General features: G+C 71.1%; 19 protein-coding genes and 1 tRNA gene. 6 read left to right on the forward strand and 14 right to left on the reverse strand.

Annotated elements, in window-relative coordinates; translation table 11 throughout:
- Positions 1-120: 120 nt before the first annotated feature.
- The 8 genes from rpmE to BLU27_RS29365 all read right to left on the reverse strand — a co-directional run bounded on the left by rpmE (position 121) and on the right by BLU27_RS29365 (position 10,119).
- The gene (rpmE, locus tag BLU27_RS27190; protein ID WP_092656482.1) at positions 121-345 is read right to left on the reverse strand and encodes a 50S ribosomal protein L31; all 225 of its coding nucleotides are present in this window, start codon (positions 343-345) and stop codon (positions 121-123) included.
- A 165-nt stretch (positions 346-510) separates the two neighbouring features.
- A complete protein-coding gene (gene rho, locus BLU27_RS27195; protein WP_092656484.1) occupies positions 511-2,628 on the reverse strand; it encodes a transcription termination factor Rho in 2,118 nt (705 codons plus the stop codon).
- Between the two features lie 337 nt (positions 2,629-2,965).
- Positions 2,966-3,991, reverse strand: a complete 1,026-nt coding sequence (gene thrB, locus BLU27_RS27200; protein WP_092656486.1) for a homoserine kinase — start codon at positions 3,989-3,991, stop codon at positions 2,966-2,968.
- A gap of 70 nt (positions 3,992-4,061) precedes the next feature.
- Positions 4,062-5,141: a threonine synthase gene (thrC, locus tag BLU27_RS27205; RefSeq protein WP_092658383.1), complete on the reverse strand. Its 1,080-nt coding sequence runs from the start codon at positions 5,139-5,141 to the stop codon at positions 4,062-4,064.
- Positions 5,142-5,302: 161 nt separating this feature from the next.
- Complete coding sequence (locus BLU27_RS27210; protein ID WP_092656487.1) at positions 5,303-6,631, reverse strand: homoserine dehydrogenase; 1,329 nt, start codon at positions 6,629-6,631, stop codon at positions 5,303-5,305.
- Positions 6,632-6,805: 174 nt separating this feature from the next.
- A complete protein-coding gene (lysA, locus tag BLU27_RS27215; RefSeq protein ID WP_241827669.1) occupies positions 6,806-8,206 on the reverse strand; it encodes a diaminopimelate decarboxylase in 1,401 nt (466 codons plus the stop codon).
- Between the two features lie 69 nt (positions 8,207-8,275).
- Positions 8,276-9,325: a class I SAM-dependent methyltransferase gene (locus BLU27_RS27220; RefSeq protein WP_092656491.1), complete on the reverse strand. Its 1,050-nt coding sequence runs from the start codon at positions 9,323-9,325 to the stop codon at positions 8,276-8,278.
- Complete coding sequence (locus BLU27_RS29365) at positions 9,322-10,119, reverse strand: hypothetical protein (RefSeq protein WP_157728823.1); 798 nt, start codon at positions 10,117-10,119, stop codon at positions 9,322-9,324. The genes BLU27_RS27220 and BLU27_RS29365 overlap by 4 nt, the downstream gene beginning before the upstream one ends.
- Before the next feature lie 300 nt (positions 10,120-10,419).
- Between BLU27_RS29365 and BLU27_RS29665 the strand changes: the two genes are divergently transcribed.
- Complete coding sequence (locus BLU27_RS29665; protein WP_092656494.1) at positions 10,420-12,720, forward strand: glycosyltransferase; 2,301 nt, start codon at positions 10,420-10,422, stop codon at positions 12,718-12,720.
- Here BLU27_RS29665 and BLU27_RS27240 read toward each other — a convergent pair.
- Entirely contained in the window at positions 12,717-14,960 is a 2,244-nt protein-coding gene (locus BLU27_RS27240) for a glycosyltransferase (protein ID WP_092656496.1), read from the reverse strand. The two genes, BLU27_RS29665 and BLU27_RS27240, sit on opposite strands and share 4 nt — an antisense overlap.
- A gap of 255 nt (positions 14,961-15,215) precedes the next feature.
- Positions 15,216-15,965, reverse strand: a complete 750-nt coding sequence (locus BLU27_RS27245) for a DALR anticodon-binding domain-containing protein (protein WP_092656498.1) — start codon at positions 15,963-15,965, stop codon at positions 15,216-15,218.
- A 49-nt stretch (positions 15,966-16,014) separates the two neighbouring features.
- On the opposite strand from BLU27_RS27245, the gene BLU27_RS27250 reads away from it, so the two are divergent.
- Positions 16,015-16,086: transfer RNA gene (locus BLU27_RS27250), tRNA-Arg, on the forward strand.
- Between the two features lie 603 nt (positions 16,087-16,689).
- On the opposite strand, the gene BLU27_RS27255 is transcribed toward BLU27_RS27250, so the two are convergent.
- Positions 16,690-17,187, reverse strand: coding sequence for a DinB family protein (locus tag BLU27_RS27255; RefSeq protein WP_197681598.1), 498 nt, complete (start codon positions 17,185-17,187; stop codon positions 16,690-16,692).
- A gap of 119 nt (positions 17,188-17,306) precedes the next feature.
- Entirely contained in the window at positions 17,307-17,675 is a 369-nt protein-coding gene (locus BLU27_RS27260) for a metalloregulator ArsR/SmtB family transcription factor (RefSeq protein WP_338417585.1), read from the reverse strand.
- 445 nt (positions 17,676-18,120) lie between these two features.
- Here BLU27_RS27260 and BLU27_RS27265 point away from each other — a divergent pair, with 445 nt between their 5' ends.
- Entirely contained in the window at positions 18,121-18,666 is a 546-nt protein-coding gene (locus tag BLU27_RS27265; RefSeq protein WP_092656504.1) for an ArsI/CadI family heavy metal resistance metalloenzyme, read from the forward strand.
- A 112-nt stretch (positions 18,667-18,778) separates the two neighbouring features.
- Here the strand turns inward: BLU27_RS27265 and BLU27_RS27270 are convergent, their stop codons facing one another.
- The gene (locus BLU27_RS27270) at positions 18,779-19,099 is read right to left on the reverse strand and encodes an ArsR/SmtB family transcription factor (RefSeq protein WP_092656506.1); all 321 of its coding nucleotides are present in this window, start codon (positions 19,097-19,099) and stop codon (positions 18,779-18,781) included.
- A 111-nt stretch (positions 19,100-19,210) separates the two neighbouring features.
- Here BLU27_RS27270 and arsB point away from each other — a divergent pair, with 111 nt between their 5' ends.
- Positions 19,211-20,308: an ACR3 family arsenite efflux transporter gene (gene arsB / locus BLU27_RS27275; protein WP_277869318.1), complete on the forward strand. Its 1,098-nt coding sequence runs from the start codon at positions 19,211-19,213 to the stop codon at positions 20,306-20,308.
- Positions 20,305-20,742, forward strand: coding sequence for an arsenate-mycothiol transferase ArsC (locus BLU27_RS27280; protein ID WP_092656508.1), 438 nt, complete (start codon positions 20,305-20,307; stop codon positions 20,740-20,742). Before arsB ends, BLU27_RS27280 begins: the two co-directional genes overlap by 4 nt.
- Positions 20,743-20,774: 32 nt before the next feature.
- Here BLU27_RS27280 and rox read toward each other — a convergent pair whose 3' ends face one another.
- On the reverse strand, positions 20,775-22,202 hold the full coding sequence (gene rox, locus BLU27_RS27285) for a rifampin monooxygenase (RefSeq protein ID WP_092656510.1): 1,428 nt from the start codon (positions 22,200-22,202) through the stop codon (positions 20,775-20,777).
- A 450-nt stretch (positions 22,203-22,652) separates the two neighbouring features.
- Between rox and BLU27_RS27290 the strand changes: the two genes are divergently transcribed.
- Positions 22,653-23,243 (forward strand): dihydrofolate reductase family protein, encoded by a 591-nt coding sequence (locus BLU27_RS27290; RefSeq protein ID WP_092656512.1) that lies wholly within the window; start codon positions 22,653-22,655, stop codon positions 23,241-23,243.
- Positions 23,244-23,359: the final 116 nt, after the last annotated feature.

Genomic DNA, 23,359 nt, shown 5'->3' on the forward strand with positions numbered 1-23,359 from the left:
GGAGCGGGCGGAGTGACCCGGGCACCTCGGGTCGTCGGCGTACGGCGCGGTGGGTCGCGGACGCAAACAGCGCCGGCCAGGGGGACCCGGAAAGGTCCGCCGGCCGGCGCTGAACGCTCGCTACTTGCTCTTCTTGCCCTGGGCCTGCGCGTAGCGCTTCTCGAACCGGGCCACCCGGCCACCGGTGTCGAGCAGCTTCTGCTTGCCGGTGTAGAAGGGGTGGCAGTTGGAGCACACGTCGGTGTGGATGCTGCCGGAGGTCGACGTGCTGCGCGTGGTGAACTCGTTGCCACACGTGCAGGTCACGGACGTCTCGACGTACTGGGGGTGGATGTCAGGCTTCACGGCTTTCCTCCGCTCTCGGGGCACCGGGTCGTCGCGCCTTCGGACGGGACGTGAACCGGGGCCGGCGAATCAGTGTGCCATCTGGGCGCCACGACTGCTCAACCGACCCGGCCCCGCCCGCATTCCCCTGGGAGGTGCGGGCGGAGCCCCGGTCGTGGGTCGAGGTCAGTCGTCGTCGCGGCGGTCGCGGGACGAGGACGGCGCCGTGGGCATCGTCTTGTTGATCTGCATGAGGAACTCGACGTTGCTCCGGGTCTGCCGCAGCTTCTCCAGAACGAGTTCGAGTGCCTGCTGCCCGTCGAGCCCGGACAGGACCCGGCGGAGTTTCCAGACGATGCCGAGCTCCTCCTTGCCCATGAGGAGTTCCTCGCGCCGGGTGCCGGAGGCCACCACGTCGATCGCCGGGAAGATGCGCTTCTCGGAGAACTCCCGCCGCAGCCGCAGCTCCATGTTGCCGGTGCCCTTGAACTCCTCGAAGATGACCTCGTCCATCTTCGAGCCCGTCTCGATCAGGGCGGTCGCGAGGATCGTCAGCGATCCGCCGTTCTCGATGTTGCGGGCCGCGCCGAAGAACCGCTTGGGCGGGTACAACGCGCTGGAGTCGACACCACCGGAGAGGATCCGCCCGCTGGCCGGAGCCGCGATGTTGTACGCACGGCCCAGGCGGGTGATCGAGTCCAGCAGGACCACCACGTCGTGGCCGAGCTCGACCAGGCGCTTGGCCCGCTCGATCGCCAGCTCGGCGACGGTGGTGTGGTCGTCGGCGGGGCGGTCGAAGGTCGAGGCGATGACCTCGCCCTTGACCGTCCGCTGCATGTCGGTGACCTCCTCGGGCCGCTCGTCGACGAGCACGACCATGAGGTGGGCCTCGGGGTTGTTCTGCGTGATCGCGTTGGCGATCGCCTGCAGGATCAGCGTCTTACCGGCCTTCGGCGGGGAGACGATCAGACCGCGCTGCCCCTTGCCGATCGGCGTGACGAGATCCATGATCCGCGTCGTCGGGTTGTTGGCGTCGACCTCGAGCCGCAACCGCTCCTGCGGGTACAGCGGCGTGAGCTTGTTGAACTCCGCCCGCTGCTTGGACAGTTCCGGGTCCGCGCCATTCACGGTGTCCACCCGGATCAGCGGGTTGAACTTCTCCCGCCGCTCACCCTCGCGGGGCTGCCGGATGGCGCCGATGATGGCGTCGCCCTTGCGCAGGCCGTACTTCTTGACCATGGCCAGCGAGACGTAGACGTCGTTCGGGCCGGGCAGGAAGCCGCTGGTGCGGACGAACGCGTAGTTGTCGAGGACGTCCAGGATGCCCGCCACCGGGATGAGCACGTCGTCCTCGGACAGCTGCGGCTCCGGGTCGAAGCGGTCCCGGCCGCCGCGCCGGCCACCGTCGCGGTCGCGGCCACCACCGCTGTCGCGGCCACCGCCGCCGTCCCGGTCGCGGAAACGGTCGCGCGAACGCCGCCGGCGACGCCGGCCGCTGCCGTCCTCGTCGTCGTCGTTGCGGTTGCCCCGGCCGCCGTCGCGGTTGGAGTCGCGGTTGTCGCGGTTGTCGCGGCCGTCGCGGTTGTCTCGGTCGCGGGTGGTGTCGCGGCCGTCGCGGTCCCGGGACTCGCGGCTGTCGCGGTTTCCGCGACCGCCTTCCCGGTCACCCTCGCGGTTGTCGCGGGACTCGCGGTTGTCCCGGTTGGAGTCGCGGCCGTCGCGTCCGTCGCGGCCGGTCTCCTGGCCGGCGTCGCGGCCGGACTCGCGTCCCGCGTCGCGCCGGTTGTCCCGGCCGCCGTCGCGGTCGGTCTCCTGCTCGTCGCGTACCCGCTCGGAGGTCGCGTCGGCGGACGGCTGCTCACTTGCCGCCACCTGGGCACGGGCCCGGCGGCGCTGCCCATGGCCGTTGGCCGTGGGGTCGGGCTGGGCGTCCGGCCCAGCCGCGGTGTGGTCACCGGCCGGGGTGTCCCCGCCGGCGATGTCGATCTGGGTCTGCTCGCCGCGCCCCCGGGCACGGCCCGCCCGCTTCGCGGCGGGACGGGCGGCAGACTCGTCCGAACCGGCAGGTGTCGGAGCGCCGCCGGCCTGCGCCGCCTTGATGGCGTCGATCAGCTGGGACTTCCGCATCCGCGCGGTCCCGGTGATGCCGAGGCCCTGCGCGACCTGCTGCAGTTCGGCGAGCACCATCCCCGACAGGCCACTCGCGCGACGCCGCGTCCGGGTGGGTCCGTCCTCCTGGGACGGCTGACCGGAGACAACGGAGCCGGGAGCCTGCGAGGTGGTGAGATCGGTGGTTTCGGTCACGTGAGGTCCTTCCCACGCGTGATGTCGGCCGTGGTGATCGCGTGCCAACCTGTCGATTGCCGGCGAATGCCGGGTCCTCCCTGGTGGAGCTCGCGCGCTGTGCGCACGAGGTGGATCTTCTCGACGAGTCCGGGTCCGCCGGCTGTGCCCTTGTCCGCACAAACAGTGCACAAAACCACAGAGGGGACGCCACAGAAACTGTTGACAGCGAAGAAACGCTTCCCGGATTCGTGGCGAGATGGCGCCAAGCCATAACATGGGCTCGGGCTCGTCACGGAGCCTAACAGAATCTCTGGGTTCTGGCTGCTCCCCCCTGTGAACATCCCTCCCGGCGTTCTCATTCCCCGGCCGCGGTCCAGGTCACCCGCCCGCCTGCGCGATCCACCGGGAGCACGTACACGGCCCAGCCCTCGGGCGCGCGGGCGCGGAGTTCCTCCTCACCACCGGGCCGGGCGAACGCCAGCACCGTCGGACCGGCGCCGGAGATGACCGCCGGATGGCCGCGTTCTCGCAGGTCAGCGACCAGGTGGGCGGACTCCGGCATGGCCGGGGCCCGGTAGTCCTGGTGCAGCCGGTCCTCGGTCGCGGCCAGCAGCAGAGCCAGGTCGACCTCACCGGCGGGCGGAGCACCGAGGACGTCGGAGGCGCCCACAGGGCCCGCGGGTGGACCGGCCGTACCCGGGGTTCCGGTGAGAGCAGCCACGAGGAGCGCGGCCCGGCCCGCGTTGGCGGCGGCGTCCGCGTGCGGGACGACCCCGGGCAGCAGGCCGCGTGCGGTCCGGGTCGAGAGTTCGGTACGGGGCACGAAAACCACCGGCTGCACCCGCGCAGGTTCGAGGCGTACCGCTCGTCCGGCGGTGCGCCCGGAGCCGCCCCGTATGTTCGAATCCGTCATCCAGGCGATCGTCAAGCCGCCACGCAGGCAGGCGGCAACATTGTCCGGATGACCTTCGAGTTCGGTCGCCAGCGCCAGCGCCTCGGTGTCGTCCATCCCGGACGCTCCGGACTCGACCAGGGCCCGCCCGGCCAGTACGCCCGCCACGATCGCGGCGGCGGAGGACCCCAGCCCGCGTCCGTGTGGAACGCGGTTGGTGCACGTCAGAGCGAGTCCTGGCGGCTGGCCGCCGAGCCGGTCGAGGGTCGCCCGCAGGGCTCGTACGACCAGATGGCTCTCGTCGGTGGGCACGTCGCCGGCACCCTCGCCACGGACGGTGACCGAGAGACCGCCGGGCGCGAGCCTCACCTCCACCTCGTCGTACAGTCCGAGCGCGAGGCCCAGCGCGTCGAAGCCCGGGCCGAGGTTGGCGCTGGTCGCGGGCACCCGGACGCGAACCCGCCCGGGCACGAACGTCGGCGCACCCATCAGCGCCTCTCCTCCCACCGGACTTCCCGCCCGGCTTCCGCTCCGGCTTCCCGCCTGGCTTCCCACCCGATCAGCGCAGCTCCAGCGCTCGGGCGGTGGCTTCCGGGTCCGGGGGCACGACGAGCTTGACCAGGTCCCCGGCCGCCGCCAGCGCGGTGTCGACGTCCTTCAGGCCGTGCCCGGTCACCGTGATCACGATCCGTTGCCCCGGATCGACCAGGCCCTCGGCCTGGGCGCGCAGCAGTCCCGCCACGCCGACCGCGGAGGCAGGTTCCACGAACACGCCCTCCCGGGCGGCGAGCTTGGACTGTGCGGCGAGGATCTCCTCGTCGGGTACGGCGTCGATCCGGCCGCCGGACTCGTCCCGGGCGGCGACCGCCTGGGTCCAGCGAGCGGGGCGGCCGACCCGGATCGCGGTGGCGACCGTCTCCGGGTGCTCCACCGGTTGGCCGGCGACGATCGGCGCGGCACCGGCCGCCTGGAAGCCCCACATCCGCGGGAGGCGGGTGGCGTGCCCGGCGGCGGCGTACTCCTGGTAGCCCGCCCAGTAGGCGGTGACGTTCCCGGCGTTGCCCACCGGCAGGAGGTGCAGGTCGGGCGCGTCCCCGAGGACGTCCACCACCTCGAACGCCGCGGTCTTCTGCCCGGCCAGCCGGTAGTTGTCCTCGTTGGCGGAGTTGACCAGGACGACGGGGTACTCCTCGGCGAGGCCGCGGGCGAGCCGCAGGCAGTCGTCGAAGTTCCCGCGGACCTGCAGCAGGCGGGCCCCGTGCACGATGGCCTGGGCCAGCTTGCCCTGCGCGATCCTGCCCTCCGGCACCAGCACGACCGGTTGCAGGCCCGCCCGCGAGGCGTACGCCGCGGCCGAGGCGCTGGTGTTGCCGGTGGAGGCGCAGACCACCATCTTCACCCCGGCCTCGGCGGCCTTGGACACCGCGACCGTCATGCCGCGGTCCTTGAAGGAGCCCGTGGGGTTGTCACCCTCGACCTTGATCCACACCTCGCAGCCGGTGACCTCGGCAAGCCACGCCGAGGGGACCAGCGGCGTGCCCCCTTCGCAGAGGGTGACCACCGGCGTGTCCGGACCCACCGGAAGCCAGGAGCGGTACTCCTCGATGACACCTCGCCAGGGCCGAGGCACCGTAACCACCACGCCTTCTGTTCGATGACCTGCTGTTCGGGAGTGGTTCGTCCCGGACCGCGTTGTTCGGGAGCGTTGCTGTTCGGGCGTTGCCGTTCGGGAGGTCTGCGTGCGATCGCCCGGGTGTACGGCGGCTGGTGCGTGGCGGCCCGGTTCGGCCGGCCCCCGGCTCACCTGTCGCCGAGCCCCTCCACCCGCATGACGCTGGTCACTTCGCGCACGCTGTCCAGGTCCTCGAGCTCCTCGACCGTAGCGGTGAGGGCACGGTCGGGCGCCTGGTGGGTGACCACCACGAGCTGCGCGTCGGCGCCGCGGCCTTCCTGGCGTACGGTCTGGATCGACACGCCGTGGCGGGAGAACGCGTTGGCCACGCTGGCCAGCACGCCCGCGCGGTCGTAGACGTCGAGGGAGATGTGGTAGCGCGTCGGCGTCTCCCCCATCGGGTGCACCTCGAGCTGGGCGTAGGTCGAGGCGGCCGCGCCGCGCACCCCCTGCACGCGGTTGCGGGCCACGGTCACCAGGTCGCCGAGCACCGCGCTGGCGGTGGGCGAGCCGCCGGCTCCCGCGCCGTAGAACATCAGCTGCCCCGCGGCCGCGCTCTCCACGAACACCGCGTTGTACGCCCCGCGCACGCTGGCCAGCGGGTGCTCGCGCGGAATCATCGCGGGGTGTACGCGCACCCCCACGCCCGTGCCGTCGGCGGCGAGCTCGGCGATGGCGAGCAGCTTGACCACACAGCCCATCGCCCGCGCGCTCTCCACGTCGACCGAGCTGACCTGGGTGATGCCCTCCCGGTGGACGTCGGAAGCCAGCACTCGAGTGTGGAACGCCAGGCTCGCGAGGATCGCGGCCTTGGCCGCCGCGTCGAAGCCCTCCACGTCGGCGGTCGGGTCGGCCTCGGCGTAACCCAGCTCCTGCGCCTCCTCCAGCGCCTCGGCGAAGCTGGTGCCCTCGGTGTCCATCCGGTCGAGGACGAAGTTGGTGGTGCCGTTGACGATGCCGAGCACCCGGCGTACCCGGTCGCCGGCGAGGGACTCCCGCAGCGGGCGGATCAGCGGGATGGCCCCGCCCACGGACGCCTCGTAGTAGAGGTCGGTGCCCCGCTTCTCCGCGGCGGCGAACAGGGTCGCGCCGTCCTCGGCGAGCAGGGCCTTGTTGGCGGTGACCACGGAGGCGCCGTTGTCCAGCGCGGCGAGGATCAGCGAACGCGCCGGCTCGATGCCGCCGATCACCTCGACCACGAGGTCGATGTCGGTACGCCGCACCAGGGCGTGCGCGTCGGTGGTGAACAGAGCCGGGTCGACCGGGACGTCACGGTGCCTGCCACCCCTGCGCACGGCGATCCCGGCCAGCTCCAGCGGCGCGCCGACGCGGGCGGCGAAGTCGGCCTGGTGCTCGACGAGCAGGCGGACCACCTCGCTGCCGACCACACCGCATCCGAGCAGGGCGACCTTCAGCGGCCGGTCCGGCTTCGGCGGTTCCGCGGACTGCTCCACCATCTGTTTTCGGCCTCTCGTCTCCCTTGTCGGCGTTCTGCCCGTCCAGTGTCGAAGACGCCGCAGATCCTTGCGCGCTGCGTCCAGAATTCGAGACGTCGTCTCAGTTCACGGTCACGGCAGTCCGTACCACCCGTCGGCCGGCCGTCCGGTCACCCAGGTCACCTGGTCAACCGGTCACCACACGTCCAGCCGCATGAGATCCTCCTCGGTCTCCCGCCGGACGACCACCCGGGCCTCACCGGCCCGCACCGCGACCACCGGCGGGCGCGGCACGTGGTTGTAGGTGCTGGCCAGTGAGCGGCAGTATGCCCCGGTCGCCGGGACGGCCACCAGGTCGCCCGGCCGGACGTCGGCGGGGAGAAACTCGTCCTTGACGACGATGTCGCCGGACTCGCAGTGCTTGCCCACCACCCGGCTCAGGGCCGGCGGCGCCGACGAGCGCCGGGAGGCCAACGTGCAGGAGAAGTCCGCGTCGTACAACGCGGTGCGTACGTTGTCGCTCATCCCGCCGTCGACGGCGACGTAGGTGCGCACCGCCCCCGCGTCGAGTTCGACCCGCTTCACCGTGCCGACCTCGTAGAGAGTGAGGACGGCGGGACCGGCGATCGCGCGCCCCGGCTCCACTGACAACCGCGGCTTGACGACGCCGTACCCGTGGCACTCGTGCTCGACGATCGCGGCGAGCTCACCGGCCAGCTGGGCGGGCGACTCCGGGTCGTCCTGAGTGGTGTAGGCGATGCCGAAACCGCCACCGAGGCAGAGTTCGGGCAGGTCGACACCGTGCCGGTCGCGGACCTGCGCGTGCAGCCCGACCACCCGGCGGGCGGCGATCTCGAACCCCGCGCTGTCGAAGATCTGCGAGCCGATGTGGGAGTGCAGGCCCCGCAGCTCCAGGGACGGCTCGGCCAGCACCCGGTCGACGGCCGCGGCGGCGTCGCCACCGGCCAGGGAGAAGCCGAACTTCTGGTCCTCGTGGGCGGTCGCGATGTACTCGTGGGTGTGTGCCTCGACGCCCACGGTCACGCGTACCAGCACCGGCGCGGTGACTCCGCGGTCGGCGGCCAGCTTCGCCAGCCGGCTGATCTCCTCGTGGGAGTCGACCACGATCCGGGCCACGCCGGCGTCCAGCGCACGGGTTAGCTCGGACTCTGACTTGTTGTTGCCGTGGAAGGCGATCCGGTCCGCCGGGAAGCCCGACCGCAGTGCCACCGCCAGCTCTCCGCCGGTGCACACGTCCAGGCGCAGCCCCTCCTGGGCGACCCAGCGGGCGACCTCGGCGCACAGGAACGCCTTGCCGGCGTAGTAGACGTCCCATCCGGCGAAGCCGTCGCGGAAGTCCCGGCAGCGGGCACGGAAGTCGTCCTCGTCCACGACGTAGGCCGGGGTGCCGAACTCCTCCGCAAGTTTCGTGACGTCGACACCCGCGACGGACAGAACACCGTTGGCGCCCTTCGTCACGTTGGCGGGCCACAGGGAAGGGGTCAGCGCGTTGGGATCGTCCGGCGCCACCAGCCAGGCCGGGCCACGGTGGCCGGCGCCGGCGTGCAGCGCACCGGCTTCGTGGGCTCTACTCACGCAGACCATCCTGACGGCTGCGCCCGTACCGGGTGAGACCGGGGCGGGCGGTAGCTTCTGGTTCCGCCCTCAGGTCCTGCGCAGCAGCGCGGCGTTCTTCTCCAGGCTCACCCGCTCGGCGCGGTAGTCGGGACGCGCGGCGAGCCAGCGTTCGAGCACCTCCTGCTCGTCCGGCCGGATCAGGTCGTCCAGCACGACCACGGCGTCCGGGCTCAGCTTGTCCACCAGCAGTGGGAACGCCGGGAACCGCGCGTGCGGGCCGACCTCGCCGGGTGGGCCGTCCACGAACAGCAGCCCGATGCCGTCCAGCTCGTCCCACGCCTGCCGGGAGTACCACTGGTACGTCGTTCCGTCGACCTCGACCGGCTCCAGCGGCGCGTACCGCACCTCGACGTACTCCGCCAGGTCGTGGCGCAGCACCGTCGCCCACGCCGACTCCACGAAAGGCTGCTGGTGTTCGAGCGAGATCACCCTGCCCTTGATCTCGAACCGGCGCAGCAGCATGGCCAGCCACAGCGTCGACGTCCCGCTGCCGCACTCGACGACCAGGCTCGGCTCCTCGCGTTCGACCAGGGTGGCCAGCAGGAGCAGGAGGTCCGGGGAGGACGCCCAGCCGCGCGTCGGCGGCATCGGCCGGTCGACACCGCCCACCGCGTAGAGATTGTGCATCGCCTCGATCTGCCGGAACGTGAGCAGCAGGTCGACGGCCACACCCTTGCGGGTCCGGGTGATGACGTCGGCCGCCGCCGTCCGGAACTTCGCGTCGAACTCCTCCCGGTGCGGCAGTGCGTCGACGGTGGCGCGCAGCGCGCCGAGGTCGGTGGCGATCGACGGGGTGAGGTCGGCGAGCCCCTCGACGCGCTCGCCGACCTGGGCGACACGCTGGGTGTGGCTTTCCAGGATCGCCGTCTGCCGGTCGAGCAGCGCCTTCTGCCGGTCGAGCCGGGCCAGCACGGTGCGGTGCTGGCGGTGGGACTGCACGAGCCCGGCGACGAGGGGGGCGAGCGCGACCAGGACGACGGTGGTGCCGGAGGAGGGCCGGGCGAGGATGGCGTACGCCGCGGCCGCGCAGACCCAGCCGAGCAGCGCCAGGACGATCCACGTCCTGCAGGGCTTCATCGGGAGGTCCGGCCGATACGGCGGCGCAGGCCGCCGCGTGCCTGCCAGTAGCGCAGGGTGAGCGCGCCCAGCTTCGACGACCGGAGCCGCCTGTGCTGGCGGTCCAGCGTCTCGAACCGGCGCCGGAGGTCGGTGTGGTCGCGTTCCAGCCGGGACCGGGCGGCCCGCTCCGCGGCGAGGTCGGCACTGAGCCCGGCCAGGTGACGCAGCAGGGCGGCCTCGCTGCCGGCGCGGTCGGCGAGCGCAGCCTCCTGATCGGCGCGCCGACTCCGCTCGGCGAGGTCGAGGGTCCGGGTCATCGTCGCCAGCCGGCCGGCCACGTCGGAGCCGGCGGAGGTGCCGGAGTCGCCGAAGTGGTCGTGGTCGGGGTGGTCGTCGTCGGGGTGGTCGTCGTCGGCCTCGGTCTGCGAGTGAGGCAGACCGGCGTCCTTGCGCAGCAGGGCGCACGGCCGGTCGGCGAGCAGGGCGAGACCGACCCAGCGCACGCCGGGTTCGGCGGGCGGCGGAGGTGGCGAGGTGTCGCCGTGGCCGGCGGGCACGACCGCGAGGTGACCTCCCGGGCGCACGCACCGGGCTGCGGGCGCGAGCACACCGGCGGCGCCGCCTACTCCCAGCGCCGGGCCGTCGATCACGACGGCGTCGTAGGACTCGTGGTCGACGAGGTCGAGGTCCTCGGGCCCGGCGATCGTCGCCCGCTCGAACGGAAGGCCGAGCCCCGGGGTCGTCGTACCGGACGTCACGAGCAACAGCCGACCGACGGCCCACCGCCGCGCCGCGATATCGGCGAGGTCCATTGATTCCGGATCCGCGAATTCGCGATCGCCGGGGATCGACTTTCTCAACTTGGGTGCGGAATATGGCACCGTCGTCCTCCTGCCACCAATTGACGCGGCCACCGCGCCAGACACCGAGCCCGCATCCTGCGGAATGCGGGCAGTGGATTCATCCACACGTTGATACCGTACGCGCGCTACGTCACAACGCCTGGCAGGCTTGCGGAGTGGGTGTTCCAGCGCCGGCAGGCACCGCAGAGTGTGGTCGACGAACGGCGCCGGGGTCAATTGCCCGCGCCGTCGACAGAAAAAGGAAAACACGTGGTGAACAACAGGGCGACGAACCGAGAAGAAAGCCCGACGAATCCGGGTGACAGGCCCTGGGTCGCGCATTCGGATACCCGGCCGGTCGACGAGTCGGTGGTCGCCAACTGGACCCGCGCCCTCCGGGACGCCCGACCGGCCACTCCGTCGAACGCCGGGGCGAGCGTCGGGGCGCAGGCACCGTCGGGGCCAGGCTCCGGCGACCTCTCGCCCGGCGTGACCGTGGTGGTACGGGCCGGCGCGGGCGAGGACGTCTCCGGCTGCCTGCACGCACTGGCCGGGCAGGTGTGGGTGGCGGACGGAGAACTCCGCGACGTGCTGGTGGCCGTGGACGGGCCTGCCTCGCCCGAGGTCACCGACGCGGTGCGCAGCCTCGCCGGGGCCGCTCACGTGTCCGCCGCCCGGGTGGTCGACTCGGCCCGGCCGGGCATGCTGTCCGCCCGCGACGTCGGTCCGGCCGCCGCCCGTACGACCTTCACCTGTTTCCTCGACGCCACCGACCGCCCGGTCCCGGAGTTCGTCGCCTCCCTGCTCACCATCGCCGGACCGGCGGTCGTGGTCGCCGCGGCGGAGCGTGCCGGCGCGCAGGCTCGGCTCCCCACCACCGTCGCGGGCACGCTGGTACCGACAGCCACCGCACGGCAGGCCGCCGCCCGCACGTCCGGCAACAACGGCACCGGCAACAACGGCACCGGCAACAACGGCACCGGCAGCAACGGCACCGGCGTGGACGCCGCCCCGGGGCTCACGCCACACGCGGACGCGTTGTTCCTCGCCACGCTGGTCGCGGCGTACGACTGTCAACTCCGCCTTGCGCCCGTCACCGGGCCCCTCTCCGCCGCCGGTGAGGTGCAAGACCACCAGCAGGCCACGCCGCCGGCGGAGCCCGCTCTCGACGTGACCGCCCAACTGGACTTCCTGCGCCGTCTCGACGTGGTGGGCCGTGGCGCCGCGCCCGAGGCTGTCGCGCTGATCCGTGCCCACCTGGACGCCGAGGTCGACCGGCTCAACGCGCACCTGCGGGTTCACCCGGACGACCACGCCGAGGTGGTGGCGGCACTGGACGGCCACGCCTTCGACTATTTCCCGTACGACCGGCTCAACCGCGGGCGCGCCCGGGCGCTCGCCGTCGCCTACTGCTTCGCGCCCTACAACGACACCAGCGCGGTCGTGATGGCCAAGCGGGTGCGTGAGCGTCAGGACGTCGTTGACGCGGTGTTCAACGCGATGGACGGCAACCGCGAGCAGGATCCGAGCATCCGCCGGATCAGCGGACCGTACGTCGAGAACGAGATCGCCACGGACACCCCGACGTACTTCTCCCACTGGGGTGCGATCGAGGCGTACTGCTCCGCCGGTATGGAACGAATCACCGAACTCGAACGCCGGAAGGGCCCGTACGAACGCGTCTACAGCCGGGTGATGTGGCCCGCCTCGCACTTCCTCGCCGCCGCGTACAAGCTGCACAACCCCGCGACGGCCTGGACCGCGGAGTTCTCCGACCCGGCGGCGCGCGACGTGCAGGGCAAGCCGCGCGTCTCACCTCTCGGTGACAGCGACCTGCTCGCCCGGGCGGCCGAGCGGATCCGGACGCTCGGGCTGCCGGTGCTGGAGTCGGACAACGTACTGGACTGGTGCGAGTACCTCGCGTACGCCCTCGCCGACCGGCTGGTCTTCACCAACCCCAACCAGCTCGACTACATGCTGAGCTACGCGCCCGTGCCGCAGATCGCGGCGACGGCCCGGGAGAAGGCGGTCATCTCGCCACACCCCACCCTCCCCCCGGCCTTCTACGCCATGGCCGACCAGGCGTACTCCCTCGAGCCGGGCATCGCACACGTCGGCTACTTCGGCAACTTCTACGCCACCCGCGGCCTGGGCGACGTGCTCACCGCCCTGGCGGAGCTGGAGCCGGCGACCCGCGAGCGGCTCCGGCTGCACGTCTTCACCGGCAAGGCCGACGCACTGCGGGCCCACGTTGCGGAGCTCGGGATCGCGGAGCTGGTGCGGATCAACCAGTACGTGCGCTACCTGGCATTCCTGAACCTGGCCTCGAAGTTCGACTGCCTCGTCGTCAATGACGCCTTGACGTCGGACACACACGCCAGGAACCCTTACCTGCCGTCGAAGTGGAGCGACTACGCCGGCAGTGGGCGGCCGGTGTGGGGCCTGGTCGAGGACGGCAGCCCGATGAGCACCAGGCCGCTGGACCACCTGTCACCCGTGGGTGACGTGGCCGCCGCCCAGGACGTGCTGCGCAAGCTCGCGGCGGCCGCGAGCGAGTCCCGTACGCCCTAGGGTCCGAGCAAGACCTCGCGGAATCTCGGCTCCACGGCCCGCCAGTCGAAGTGCTCCACGACGTACTCCCGGGCGGCGGCCCCCGCCTCCGCGCGCCGCTCCGGGTCGGCGTGGGCAAGGATCCGCGCCGCCGCCTCCGCGGGACTGCGGACCACCCACTCGGCCGGGAAGATCCCGCTCGCGCCCGAGTAGTCGGCGTACATCGGCCAGTCGCGCATGACCGGGACCGCACCGGAGGCGGCGCCCTCGGTGGGCCCGACCGGGAAACCCTCCCGCCGGCTGGCGCTGAGCACGAATCCGGCGTCGCGCAGCACCTCGGGGAGCTCGGTGGTGTAGCCGACGTGGACCAGCCCGTCACGTACGTCGTCGGCGGCCGCGCGCTCGCGGAACTCGTCCTGGTAGCGCAAGGCACCGGCGTGCTGGTGCGGCGAGAAGTCCCGGCCGATCAGCAGCAGCCGCCACGTGGGGTCCTCGGCCCGCAACAGTGCCAGCACCTCCAGCGCCCACAGCGGGTCCTTCACCCGCTGCGCCCAGCCGACCATGGCCAGCGTCCGCTCGGCACCCGGCCGTTTGGGCAGGCCGAAGCGTTCCAGCCGCATCTCGTTGGGGACCACGTGCCGGCCGGGCACCTGGGTGAGGTCGGGCACGGCGCGTTCGACGAGCTCGCGGACGTGCCGGCCGACGAAGATCACCTCCGACACCTGTGACCAGTCGACCATGTGCGGCTGGGGTGAGATCGCTTCCAGGCTGTGGAATCGGACCACCAGCCGAGTCGTACGCGGCGCGTGGATGGTGACCCACTGGGCGGCGTTGTCGCACCAGTCGACGAAGATCGTGTCCGCCCACTCCAGCAACTCCGCGTCGGGTCGGGCAGGAGCCGGGACCGGACGTCCGACGGCGTCGCGCAACCGGTCCAGGACGAGCGCGCCTCGCTGGTAGCGCCGGCGTACGCCGGGCGCGCGGAGGTTCAGCACCCGCACCTCGAGGTCGGGTTCGTCGGCGAGCGCGCTGATGATGCCCTGGGTGAAGTGCGGGTAGTCGCCGGGCACGACGAGTACGCGGTGCGGTGCCGGCGTCCCGGGCAGTATCGGCGGCGGACCGGGGAGGGTGGTCGCCGGGGCGAGGGAAGCCGGTCTCTCCGGAGAGGCCGATGACCCCGAAGGTGCCGACGGGTCCGAGGGGACCGAGGGGACCGGGGACACGGCGCGGTTCGTGCCGGGCAACACCCAGGCCATCGACCCCGCCGGCGCCCGCAGCGCCTGGAACGTCAGCGAGTCTCGCAGTGGCGCGAGGAACCCCTCCGGGTCCTCGAGCAGTGGGCTGGCCAGGACGTCGGCGTGCAGCTCGCGGTGCAGAACCGCGTCGGTCGCCTGGACGGCAATCCGGCCGGCGGTCTCCAGGTCACCCTCGCGCAGTGCCTCGTCTGCGAACCCCAGCAACTCCCGGACCGCCTCGGCCAGTTCCCGCGCGGGACTGCCGCCCGCCGCGATCTGGTTGGTGACCAGCTCCACCCGCAGCGCGGCCATCTCCGCCGGCGGCAGGTCCAGGCCCAGCGCGGACCGGGCCACCACCTCCGCCTCCTCGAACGCGTGACCGCGCCGCAACGCGTGTACGACCCCCACCGCCTGACCGACGAAGTCGTTCAGGTGCGGTTCGGCCGGGTCGGCGGCCACCCGCTTCCAGGCCAGCACGACCTCCTCGGCGGTGGTGCGGGACAGGCCCTGCCGGAGCGCGCGGCGGAGGGGGACGGTGGTGGCGAGCTGGGCGAGTACGCCGTCCAGGGCCGGGTCGGTGGCGGTCAGGCGTACGGCGTCCCGGTTGTGCCGCGCCGCGAGCTCGGCAGCTCGTTCGGCGTCCCGGTCGGCGGCGAGGATCAGGTCGGCCTGGCGTGCCCGTCGCCGGATCCACGGGTCGTAGCGCACCATCAGCCAGCCGCGGCGTTCGTCGTCGGCGACCCGGACGCCGCCGCGGACGACCAGGTTCCGCGTGACCACCTTCGCCCAGCGGCGGGAGAACCGTGCCGGGGCGACGCCGCCGCGGCGTCCGCTGAGGTTCATCCGGACCATCCGGACCTCGGCGGCGTCGGTGCCGAGCTGTTCCTCCACGTCCGCGGCGGTGGCCGAGGCGGGGACGGCGAGCGCGACCCGAATGGTCAGGCCGGCGGAGCCGAGCCGTTCGAGGAGCCCCAGCAGGCGGGGTACGTCGGACAACGACACGACGATGAGCAGAACCTCTGTCATGGAACGTCCACAATCCCCCGGGGTCGTTCGTACTCCGTCTCGGCACGTGTCCGTCGGCTGCAGACTATCGACGGAGAACGACCGGGATCCGGATTCGCGGTCGGCCGGAGAGTGCGCCCCGGCCGCATCTCCCTGGGCCGGTTCAGAACGAGTTGGCCCGGGGTTCGGGCCCGGTTCGCGCGGTGTTCAGCCGGGTCCGTCCGGCTGTGGTCGACTGGTGTCGGCGGACGACGGCGGAAGTCGGCTGACGGGGCCTCACAGCCGGTCGGGAGCGCAAAGGCCGTAACGCCGCAATGCGCTCGCCAGCGTGATCCGGGCCGCGTCGACCAGGACGAGCCGGGTGCCGTGGGCGGCCGTGGACGGTTCGTCTCCGCGCGGCAGCACCGCGACCGAAACCTCGAATTCCTCAACGCAGGAAAGGATCTCGGTGAAGTACTTGTGCAAGGCGCGCGGACTCTCCCGCGCCGCGACCGAGGGCAACTCGGCCAGAGCACACACCAGGCGGCGCGCCGGAGGGTCCGCGAGAACGGCCACCTCGAGCCGGTCCGGGTCGTACGGAACCTCCAGAGCCGGTCCGGCCCGGAGCAGACCGGCGAGCCGGGCGTGCGCGAACCTCGCTCGATGGCCGAGTTCATCGTCCGGCGGTGCAAACATCACCGGATGTTCGCCGTACGCCGGACCGGCGGCGACGACCTCGCGGACGGTTTCGGCGAGCGCAGCGTCGTTGACGACGACGTTCACGAACCCGCCCGCGGCCTCAGCGTGGGCCACCTCCGGGCTCTCCTGGAGCGCGGCGGCGACCAGTCGGGCCACCTCGCCCGGCGTACTCCCGTATGCTCCGGCCAGCCGTAGCGCGACCGGGCTGGCGTAGTCTCCGCGAGCGTTCCGGAACGGCCGCTCGACCCGGATCTCACCGGGGATGCCGGTCGTCGACGGGAGATGTCCCGACCGGACGAGGGCGTCGAGAACACGGCCGATCTGGTCGGCCAACCGGTCGGGAAGCACCGCGCCAGCGTAGCCACCGGAGGACCCTGCTAATCTGTCTCCGCCCCGAGCCCCCGTAGCTCAGGGGATAGAGCAACGGCCTCCGGAGCCGTGTGCGTAGGTTCGAATCCTACCGGGGGCGCACTCGCACCACCTGCGACGATCTGTCGCTGGCAGCCTTCTGACCTGGGGTGATGCCCCTGCGGACCCGTCGGCGCATGTCTCACTGACTCCGGCTGTGTCTCGCTATCTCGCAGCGTTCGCGAAAGAGAGGCGCAAGGGTCTCATCGGCTCGCGCAGAACCAACTGGAGTCGGTCAGACGGAGGCAGGATGGACTCGACCGACCGGCGCCGGGGCGACCATCCCTGACTTCCCTCGCCCAGCCTCAAGCAAAGTTGGATCGATCCGGTGTCCGCCGAGGTCGAGGACGAAGCCGCCGAGGCGGCAATGCATGAGCATGGGGACCCCGGATCGCAGTCGACTCCCCTGCCTGGATCAGTCGCATCCAGGGCCCCCGGCCCAGCCCTTAGGTTAGCCGACAGGTCAAACACGCGTTCGATTTCTAACTCACTTCCAGCCGTCTCGTCTTCCGGCGTGGGACTGGAGTGCTGACGTTAAGCTCAACCGCGCGCCCGCGCCGACCCTTGGCCACCCGAGAACCTCCCACCGGCCGGCTTGCTTCGACGGAGGCCCTGTTGGCAGGCGTCTGCAGTGTGGCCAGCCGTCGCCCGGCCCGGAGGGCTCCTACGCGCCGGGTGGCTGGAGGGTCAGTTGCTGCTGGTGGAAGTCGAAGTGCTGGGTCCCGAAGTGGTAGACGTCGAGCAGGCTCATCTTGTCTGCAAAGAAGGGGTCCCAGTCGACGGGGAAGTGCATGCCCCGCGCCAGGGCGTCGTCAGTCTCCTGGTCGAGGTTGCGGTGTAGTGCTGCCACCGTCTTGTCGAACTTCCTGGTCAGTCGGGCACCGCGGAACACGAGCGCGCCGCCGCAGGAGCCGAGGTAGTTCACGACGTGGAACGGTCTCGTGGTGGTGTTGAGCATGCGGGCAAACCGCCGACTGAAACCGTCCGGCAGTCGTCCGAGTGTTCGCACCAGCGGTAGCAGTCTGCGGACGATCATGTATCCGAACAGCATGTGGAACAGCAACTGCTGGTTCGTCCACCGGGTGCCATCGGAGTCGCGGCCGAGGGCGGCAGGGGATGCCTGCGACACCAGCGCCTGGAAGGTCGCACGGGCGTGCTCCATCTCCGCATGTATCGACTGCCGGTCCATCCGCGGCTCACGCACCCTCAGGTTGAAACCCCGCCAGCCGCAGGGCTGGCCTCAGTCTGCGCCGGCGGGCCGGGGTGTCAAGCGTCCCCAGTTCAGGCGGCGGTGACCGGGGCGAGGATGTTGGCGAGGCCGGTCAGGGCGTCGCTCACCACTTGGTAGTAGGTGAAGTTGCCGACCCTGCGTTCGGGGACGACCAGGCCTGCGGCGGCGAGCTTGCGCAGATGGTGTGTGATCGTCGGCTGGGTGAGCCCGAGCGGTTCGGTGAGGTCGCAGGTGCATGCCTGCATGCCTGGGCTGGCCAGCATCAGGGACAGCAGCCGTAGCCGGGTGGGGTCCGCGATCGCCTTGAGCCGTACGGCGAGTTCCTCGGCCTGCTCGGCGGTCAGCGGCGCGGCGGTGAGGGGTGCGCAGCAGGCGGCCGCGGGCGGCACGGGCTGGATCACGGGCAGCGGCTTCGGCATGCCACCCATAGTGCCACGAGATAGGTGGCCGTCTATCAACTCTCCGGCGGCGGCGGTGGGGCGAGCCCGCAAGCATTGCCGAAGAAACCTGAGATAGACGCTTGTCAATGCGCTTCGCATAGACCAGTATCTATGTCGTGGGCCGGGACGGTCCGGCCGAGGCGAAGGAGAAGGCTCATGCACCCGATCATGATCGAAGCCGTGGCGCAGGCACACCGGGATGACCTGCTCCGCGCAGGCGCGGCTCGGCGCAGGGCTTCGCGCGTGGAGCGCCGGCCCCATTTCGGACTGGCCGGGCTTTCCGGGCTTACCCGCACCGCCGGTGTTCTCCTGCGAGGCGCAGCGCCGCGTCGGCCCGCGACTGCGCCCCAGAAGTCGTCCGTGCTCTGCTGCGCCTGACTGACGAACATTCATATCGACCCCACTGATCCGACCAGGAGCATCAATGTCCCGTCTTCAGCTGGCCCTCAACGTCAACGACATCGACGCGGCCGTGGAGTTCTACTCCGCGCTGTTCGACACCGAGCCGGCCAAGCGCCGCCCCGGGTACGCCAACTTCGCGGTCGACGACCCGCCGCTGAAGCTGGTGCTGTTCGAGAACCCCGAAGCCACCGGCACCCTGAACCACCTCGGCGTCGAGCGGGAGTCGATGGAGGAGGTCGAGGCACAGGCCAACCGACTCGAGGCCGCCGGCCTCAGCCTGGACACCGAAGGCGACGTCGTTTGCTGCTACGCCCGGCAGGACAAGCACTGGGTCACCGGACCCGACGGGCAGCGCTGGGAGAACTACGTGGTCCTCGCCGACGCCGGAGCCGAGCTGGAGGGCAGGACGACGGCCGACGTCGCTGCCGGCGACCAGCCCGCCGCGGCGACCGAACCGGTCAAGACCGGTGACGGCGGCTGCTGTGGCGGCGCCGGCAGCACCTCGACAACCGAAGGCCAGCTGGCCGTTGTGCCGGCCGGCGGCGCCGGAGCGTGCTGCGCCGGCTAGCTGCTCGGTTCCGCTTCTTGTCGATCGTCCCGCCACAACGGGCCCGCCTCCAGTGAGGTGGGCCCGTTTGGCGTGTGCGTATGCCCGCCTGGGGCGCCCCAAGGCGGAGAGGTCAGCAGGGCCGCTTGCGGGCCTGCGCGGCGTCAGCGTCTACCGCGAGCTGGGCCACCTCGCCGGCCAGGGCGTGCAGGACCTCCGGGCGCAGCCGGTAGTAGGTGAACCGGCCGCATGGTTCGGTCTCGACGACACCGGCCTGCCGGAGCAGCCGCAGAGCATTGCTGACCGTCGTCTGGCCGGCGCCGGTCTCCTCGACCAGGTGGCAGGTGCACAGCTGTTCCTGGGTGAGCAGTTCGACGATGCGGCGGCGGAGTGGATCGGCGAGCACCTTGAACAGGGAGCCGACCGATGCATCAGTGCTTGGTGATGTCATCATCGGTTGATATGTTATCGGCCGCCGACCGGCCCGCCAAGCTGAGGAGAACCGTTGAGCCCGCAGCATCCCACCGTCGTCGACGCGCGGTCGACAGGGGCAGCCCCTCATGGCGTGGTGGGAGGGCTGTCGCGTCTGGACCGGTTCCTGCCCGTCTGGATCGGCCTCGCGATGGTGGCGGGGCTGCTGCTCGGACGGTGGGTGCCCGGGATCGCCGGCGTGCTGGATGCCATCAAGGTGAGCTCGGTGTCGCTGCCGATCGCGCTGGGTCTGCTGGTGATGATGTATCCGGTTCTGGCGAAGGTCCGTTATGACGAGGTGGGCCACGTCGCCCGTGACCGGCGCACGATGGTCTTGTCGTTGGTGCTGAACTGGCTGGTCGGCCCGGCACTGATGTTCACCCTGGCCTGGACCTTCCTCCCCGGTCTCCCCGAGTACCGCACAGGGCTGATCGTCGTCGGGCTCGCCCGCTGTATCGCCATGGTAATCATCTGGAACGACCTGGCCTGTGGTGACCGCGAGGCCGCCGCGGTCCTGGTGGCGCTGAACTCCGTCTTCCAGGTACTCGCGTTCGGGCTGCTCGGGTGGTTCTACCTGAACCTACTTCCCGGCTGGCTTGGCCTGGACACCACCGGCATCGACGTGTCCGGCGGACAGATCGCCGGAAGCGTCGCCGTGTTCCTCGGCATCCCGTTGCTCGCCGGCTACCTGACCCGCCGTCTCGGCGAGCGCAAGCGAGGACGCGAGTGGTACGAGTCGCGACTTCTGCCCCGGCTCGGGCCGTGGGCGCTGTACGGGTTGCTGTTCACCATCGTCGTCCTGTTCGCTCTCCAAGGCCGGGCAATCACCTCCGAACCGCTCCACGTCGCTCGCATCGCCGTCCCACTCGTCGTCTACTTCGCGCTCATGTGGGGCGGCTCCATGCTGATCTCCCGTGCCGTCGGCCTGGGCTACAGCCGATCGACCACGGTCGCGTTCACCGCGGCGGGCAACAACTTCGAACTCGCCATCGCGGTCGCGATCGCGGTGTTCGGCGTGACCAGCGGCCAGGCCCTCGCCGGAGTCGTCGGACCACTTGTCGAGGTGCCCGTACTCGTCGGCCTGGTCCACGTGAGCCTGTGGGCACGCCGCTTCTTCCATGACCAGCCGCCCCGGAGGAGCCCGCAAGTGCTCGTTGACACCGGTGTTCGCCCGTCGAAGGAGCTCGCATGAACGACCGGCCCCAGATCGTCTTCGCCTGCGTACGCAACGGTGGCCGGTCCGTCGCGGCCCGCGTCCTCACCGAGCACTACGCGGGCGGTCGCGTGGTAGCCGTGTCCGCCGGCACCCAACCAGGCGAGCACATCCACCCCGAGGTCGCCGACGTACTCAACAAGCTCGGGCTGGACACCTCCAAAGAGCACCCCAAGCTGCTCACCCGCGAGACCATCGCGGCCAGCAACCTGGCCATAACCCTCGGGTGTGGGGAGGAGTGCCCGTACGTACCAGGGGTGAAGTACGTCGACTGGCCGGTCGACGATCCCGGCGGCCAGGACGAGGCCACGGTCCGCCGTATCGTCGCCGACATCGACACCCGCGTCCGGCGCCTCCTCGTCGAACTCGTACCCGACATCGAACTGCCGCCCTCGGTTCTCGGACAAAGCTGACCGAGTTCGGGGTGGGGCAGCGACCGGATCGCTCAACTGACGGGCGCGCCGAACCACTTCGGCAGCCGGCCGAGCAGATCCTGCTGGTCCTCGCCGACCCACGCCACATGGCCGTCCGGCCGGAGCAGAACCGCGGGCACGTCGAGTTCCTCGCTGACGTCGACGACGTGATCCACCCGGTCCGCCCAGCCCGCCACCGAGAGCCGGCCGGTCTGGTCGAGCAGCAGCCCGCGGCCGCGCCGCATCATTTCGTACAGACGTCCCTGCTTCAGCGCCACGTCCCGCAGCCTGCGGCCGAGCAACTCGTGCCCCTCGCCGAAGTCGTACCGGATCCCGACCGCGGTGATCTTCTCGATCAGGAAGCGGTTCACCTCCTCGATCTCCATCAGCTGTGCGATCAGCCGGCGCAGCGCCCGGGGGCCTGGTTCGTGCGACATCAACTCCGACTGCGCGCGGGTGTTGTCGAGTACGTCGGCGGCCACCGGGCGTCGTTCGGTGCCGTAGCTGTCCAGCAGACCCGCGGGTGCCCAGCCGTCGATCTCCGCGGCCAGCTTCCAGCCCAGGTTGAACGCGTCCTGGATGCCGAGGTTGAGCCCCTGGCCGCCGAGCGGCGGGTGGACATGCGCCGCGTCACCGGCCAGCAGCACCCGGCCGACGCGGTAGCGCTCGGCGAGCCGGGTCGCGTCGGTGAAACGGGACAGCCAGCGAGGTGAGTGCACACCGAAGTCGGTGCCCGCGTACGCCACCAACTGGTGCCTGATCTCCTCCAGCGTCGGCGGGACCAGGCGGTCCTCGGCCACCTCGGCAGCGGGTACGACCGCACGGTAGGTCCCGTCCCCGGTCGGCCCGACTCCGAACCCGTGTTGCGTCTCGCGGATCCTCGCCACCACCGCCGTCACCTCCGCAGGCGGCGCCGTGACCTCCAGCTCGCCCAGCAGCCACTCGTTCTTCGCGGGCTCGCCGGGGAAGGCGACACCGGCCAGCTTGCGTACGGTGCTGCGGCCGCCGTCGCAGCCGACGAGATACCGCGAGCGCAGCCGCGTACCGTCGGCGAGTTCGGCCGTCACGCCGTGGTCGTCCTGGCTCAGTCCCACCAGCTCGGTGCACCACCGGATCTCGGCGCCGAGCTCGGTCGCGTGCTCGGTCAGGATCCGGTCGGTTTCGGTCTGCGGGATGCCGAGGATGTACGCGTGTGCGCTGTCCATCCGGCCGGGCCAGGGTTGCCTGATGCCGGCGAAGTAGCCACCCAGTTGGTACGTCTTGCCCCGCGCCAGGAATCGTTCCAGCAGGCCGCGCTGGTCCATCAACTCGATGCTGCGTACGTGCAGTCCGAGTGAACGAACGATTCTGGTCGGCTCCGCATCCTTTTCCACAACGACGACGCGTATGCCGCGCAGTCGCAACTCACCGGCCAGCATCATGCCGACCGGCCCGCCGCCGGCAATGACCACATCGATCATGAGTCCCCCAGTTGTCGTACGGAATGCCACCTGGCTTGTCGGCGGAAACCTTCGAACTGCATCGCGTGGCGCCGGGTGTTCCACGCAGGTTGACAGCGCGTACCCCGTGACGTGTGAGCACGAACACCGCGTTCGTCGAATTCCGCGGAACCGGCTCAGGCCGGAGATTCTGCAGCATGACCCGGGTCTTGCGGCAAGCCCCCAGGTGCGCTGTATCTTGGTAGTGGCAAGGAGCTGAAGCTCCTTGCCCTCTCTTTGTGTCGGCCACTTTTCGGCAGACCGGCCCCCGGCAGGCCGACGCCCTCGTCGATGTCGGTGCGGGCGGCGAGGCCGAGCTACGCCGCCGGTGTCGACCCTCCTCGTGTCGATCCGCGCCTTCGTCGTTCGTGTGGAGGGTGAGGCGCCGGCACTTCGCAACCCCCAGCCGGCCGACGACGAAGGAGACGGGGCATGGGCAAGGTCATCGCGGTCGAACACCTGACCCTCGACGGCGTGATGCAGGCACCCGGCGACCGGAACGAGGACGCGAGGGACGGTTTCGTCCACGGCGGCTGGGCGAGCCGGCGCCAGGACCCGGTGATGCAGAAGGTGATCGGCGCACGGATGGGAAGCTCCTGGTCGCTGCTGGCCGGGCGGCGTACGTACGAGCAGTTCGCGGAGTACTGGCCGGCTCAGGAACCGAACCCGTACACCGAGGCGCTGACCCGGGCGCGGAAGTACGTCGTGTCGACGACGCTGACCGAGCCACTTCCCTGGCAGAACTCCGTTCTCCTGAAGGGCGGTGCCGTCGACGCGGTGACCCGGCTGCGGGCCGAGGAGAACGGCAACCTCGTGGTGTTCGGCAGCGGTGAGCTCGTCCGGTCGTTGCTGCCGCACGGACTGGTGGACGAGTTGGTCCTGATGGTGCACCCGGAAGTGCTCGGCTCGGGCCGGCGGCTGTTCACCGGCTCAGGCTCGGAGCCGTTCGGCCTCCAACTGGTCGAGTCGGCGACGACCGGCACCGGAGTGTTCGCCGGCGTCTACCAGGCAGCGGAGCGCTGAAGCCGAAGCCGACTACGGCGTGGGCGGCTGCTCGATGGGCGCCCTGGTCGCGGTGTTCAACACGATGGGCTTCCGGCTCACCGCCGGGCCGTTCTGCCTCGCGGTGCTCACCGGCG

The organism is Actinopolymorpha singaporensis, assembly GCF_900104745.1.
Taxonomy (GTDB): Bacteria; Actinomycetota; Actinomycetes; order Propionibacteriales; family Actinopolymorphaceae; genus Actinopolymorpha; species Actinopolymorpha singaporensis.

Coding starts and splice junctions, on each gene's coding strand:
- thrB (WP_092656486.1), bottom strand. CDS start 3,991: ATGGGTGCGCCGACGTTCGTGCCCGGGCGGGTTCGCGTCCGGGTGCCC.
- BLU27_RS27210 (WP_092656487.1), bottom strand. CDS start 6,631: ATGGTGGAGCAGTCCGCGGAACCGCCGAAGCCGGACCGGCCGCTGAAG.
- BLU27_RS27220 (WP_092656491.1), bottom strand. CDS start 9,325: ATGAAGCCCTGCAGGACGTGGATCGTCCTGGCGCTGCTCGGCTGGGTC.
- BLU27_RS29365 (WP_157728823.1), bottom strand. CDS start 10,119: ATGGACCTCGCCGATATCGCGGCGCGGCGGTGGGCCGTCGGTCGGCTG.
- BLU27_RS27240 (WP_092656496.1), bottom strand. CDS start 14,960: ATGACAGAGGTTCTGCTCATCGTCGTGTCGTTGTCCGACGTACCCCGC.
- BLU27_RS27255 (WP_197681598.1), bottom strand. CDS start 17,187: ATGGAGCACGCCCGTGCGACCTTCCAGGCGCTGGTGTCGCAGGCATCC.
- BLU27_RS27260 (WP_338417585.1), bottom strand. CDS start 17,675: ATGCCGAAGCCGCTGCCCGTGATCCAGCCCGTGCCGCCCGCGGCCGCC.
- BLU27_RS27265 (WP_092656504.1), top strand. CDS start 18,121: ATGTCCCGTCTTCAGCTGGCCCTCAACGTCAACGACATCGACGCGGCC.
- BLU27_RS27270 (WP_092656506.1), bottom strand. CDS start 19,099: ATGATGACATCACCAAGCACTGATGCATCGGTCGGCTCCCTGTTCAAG.
- BLU27_RS27280 (WP_092656508.1), top strand. CDS start 20,305: ATGAACGACCGGCCCCAGATCGTCTTCGCCTGCGTACGCAACGGTGGC.
- rox (WP_092656510.1), bottom strand. CDS start 22,202: ATGATCGATGTGGTCATTGCCGGCGGCGGGCCGGTCGGCATGATGCTG.
- BLU27_RS27290 (WP_092656512.1), top strand. CDS start 22,653: ATGGGCAAGGTCATCGCGGTCGAACACCTGACCCTCGACGGCGTGATG.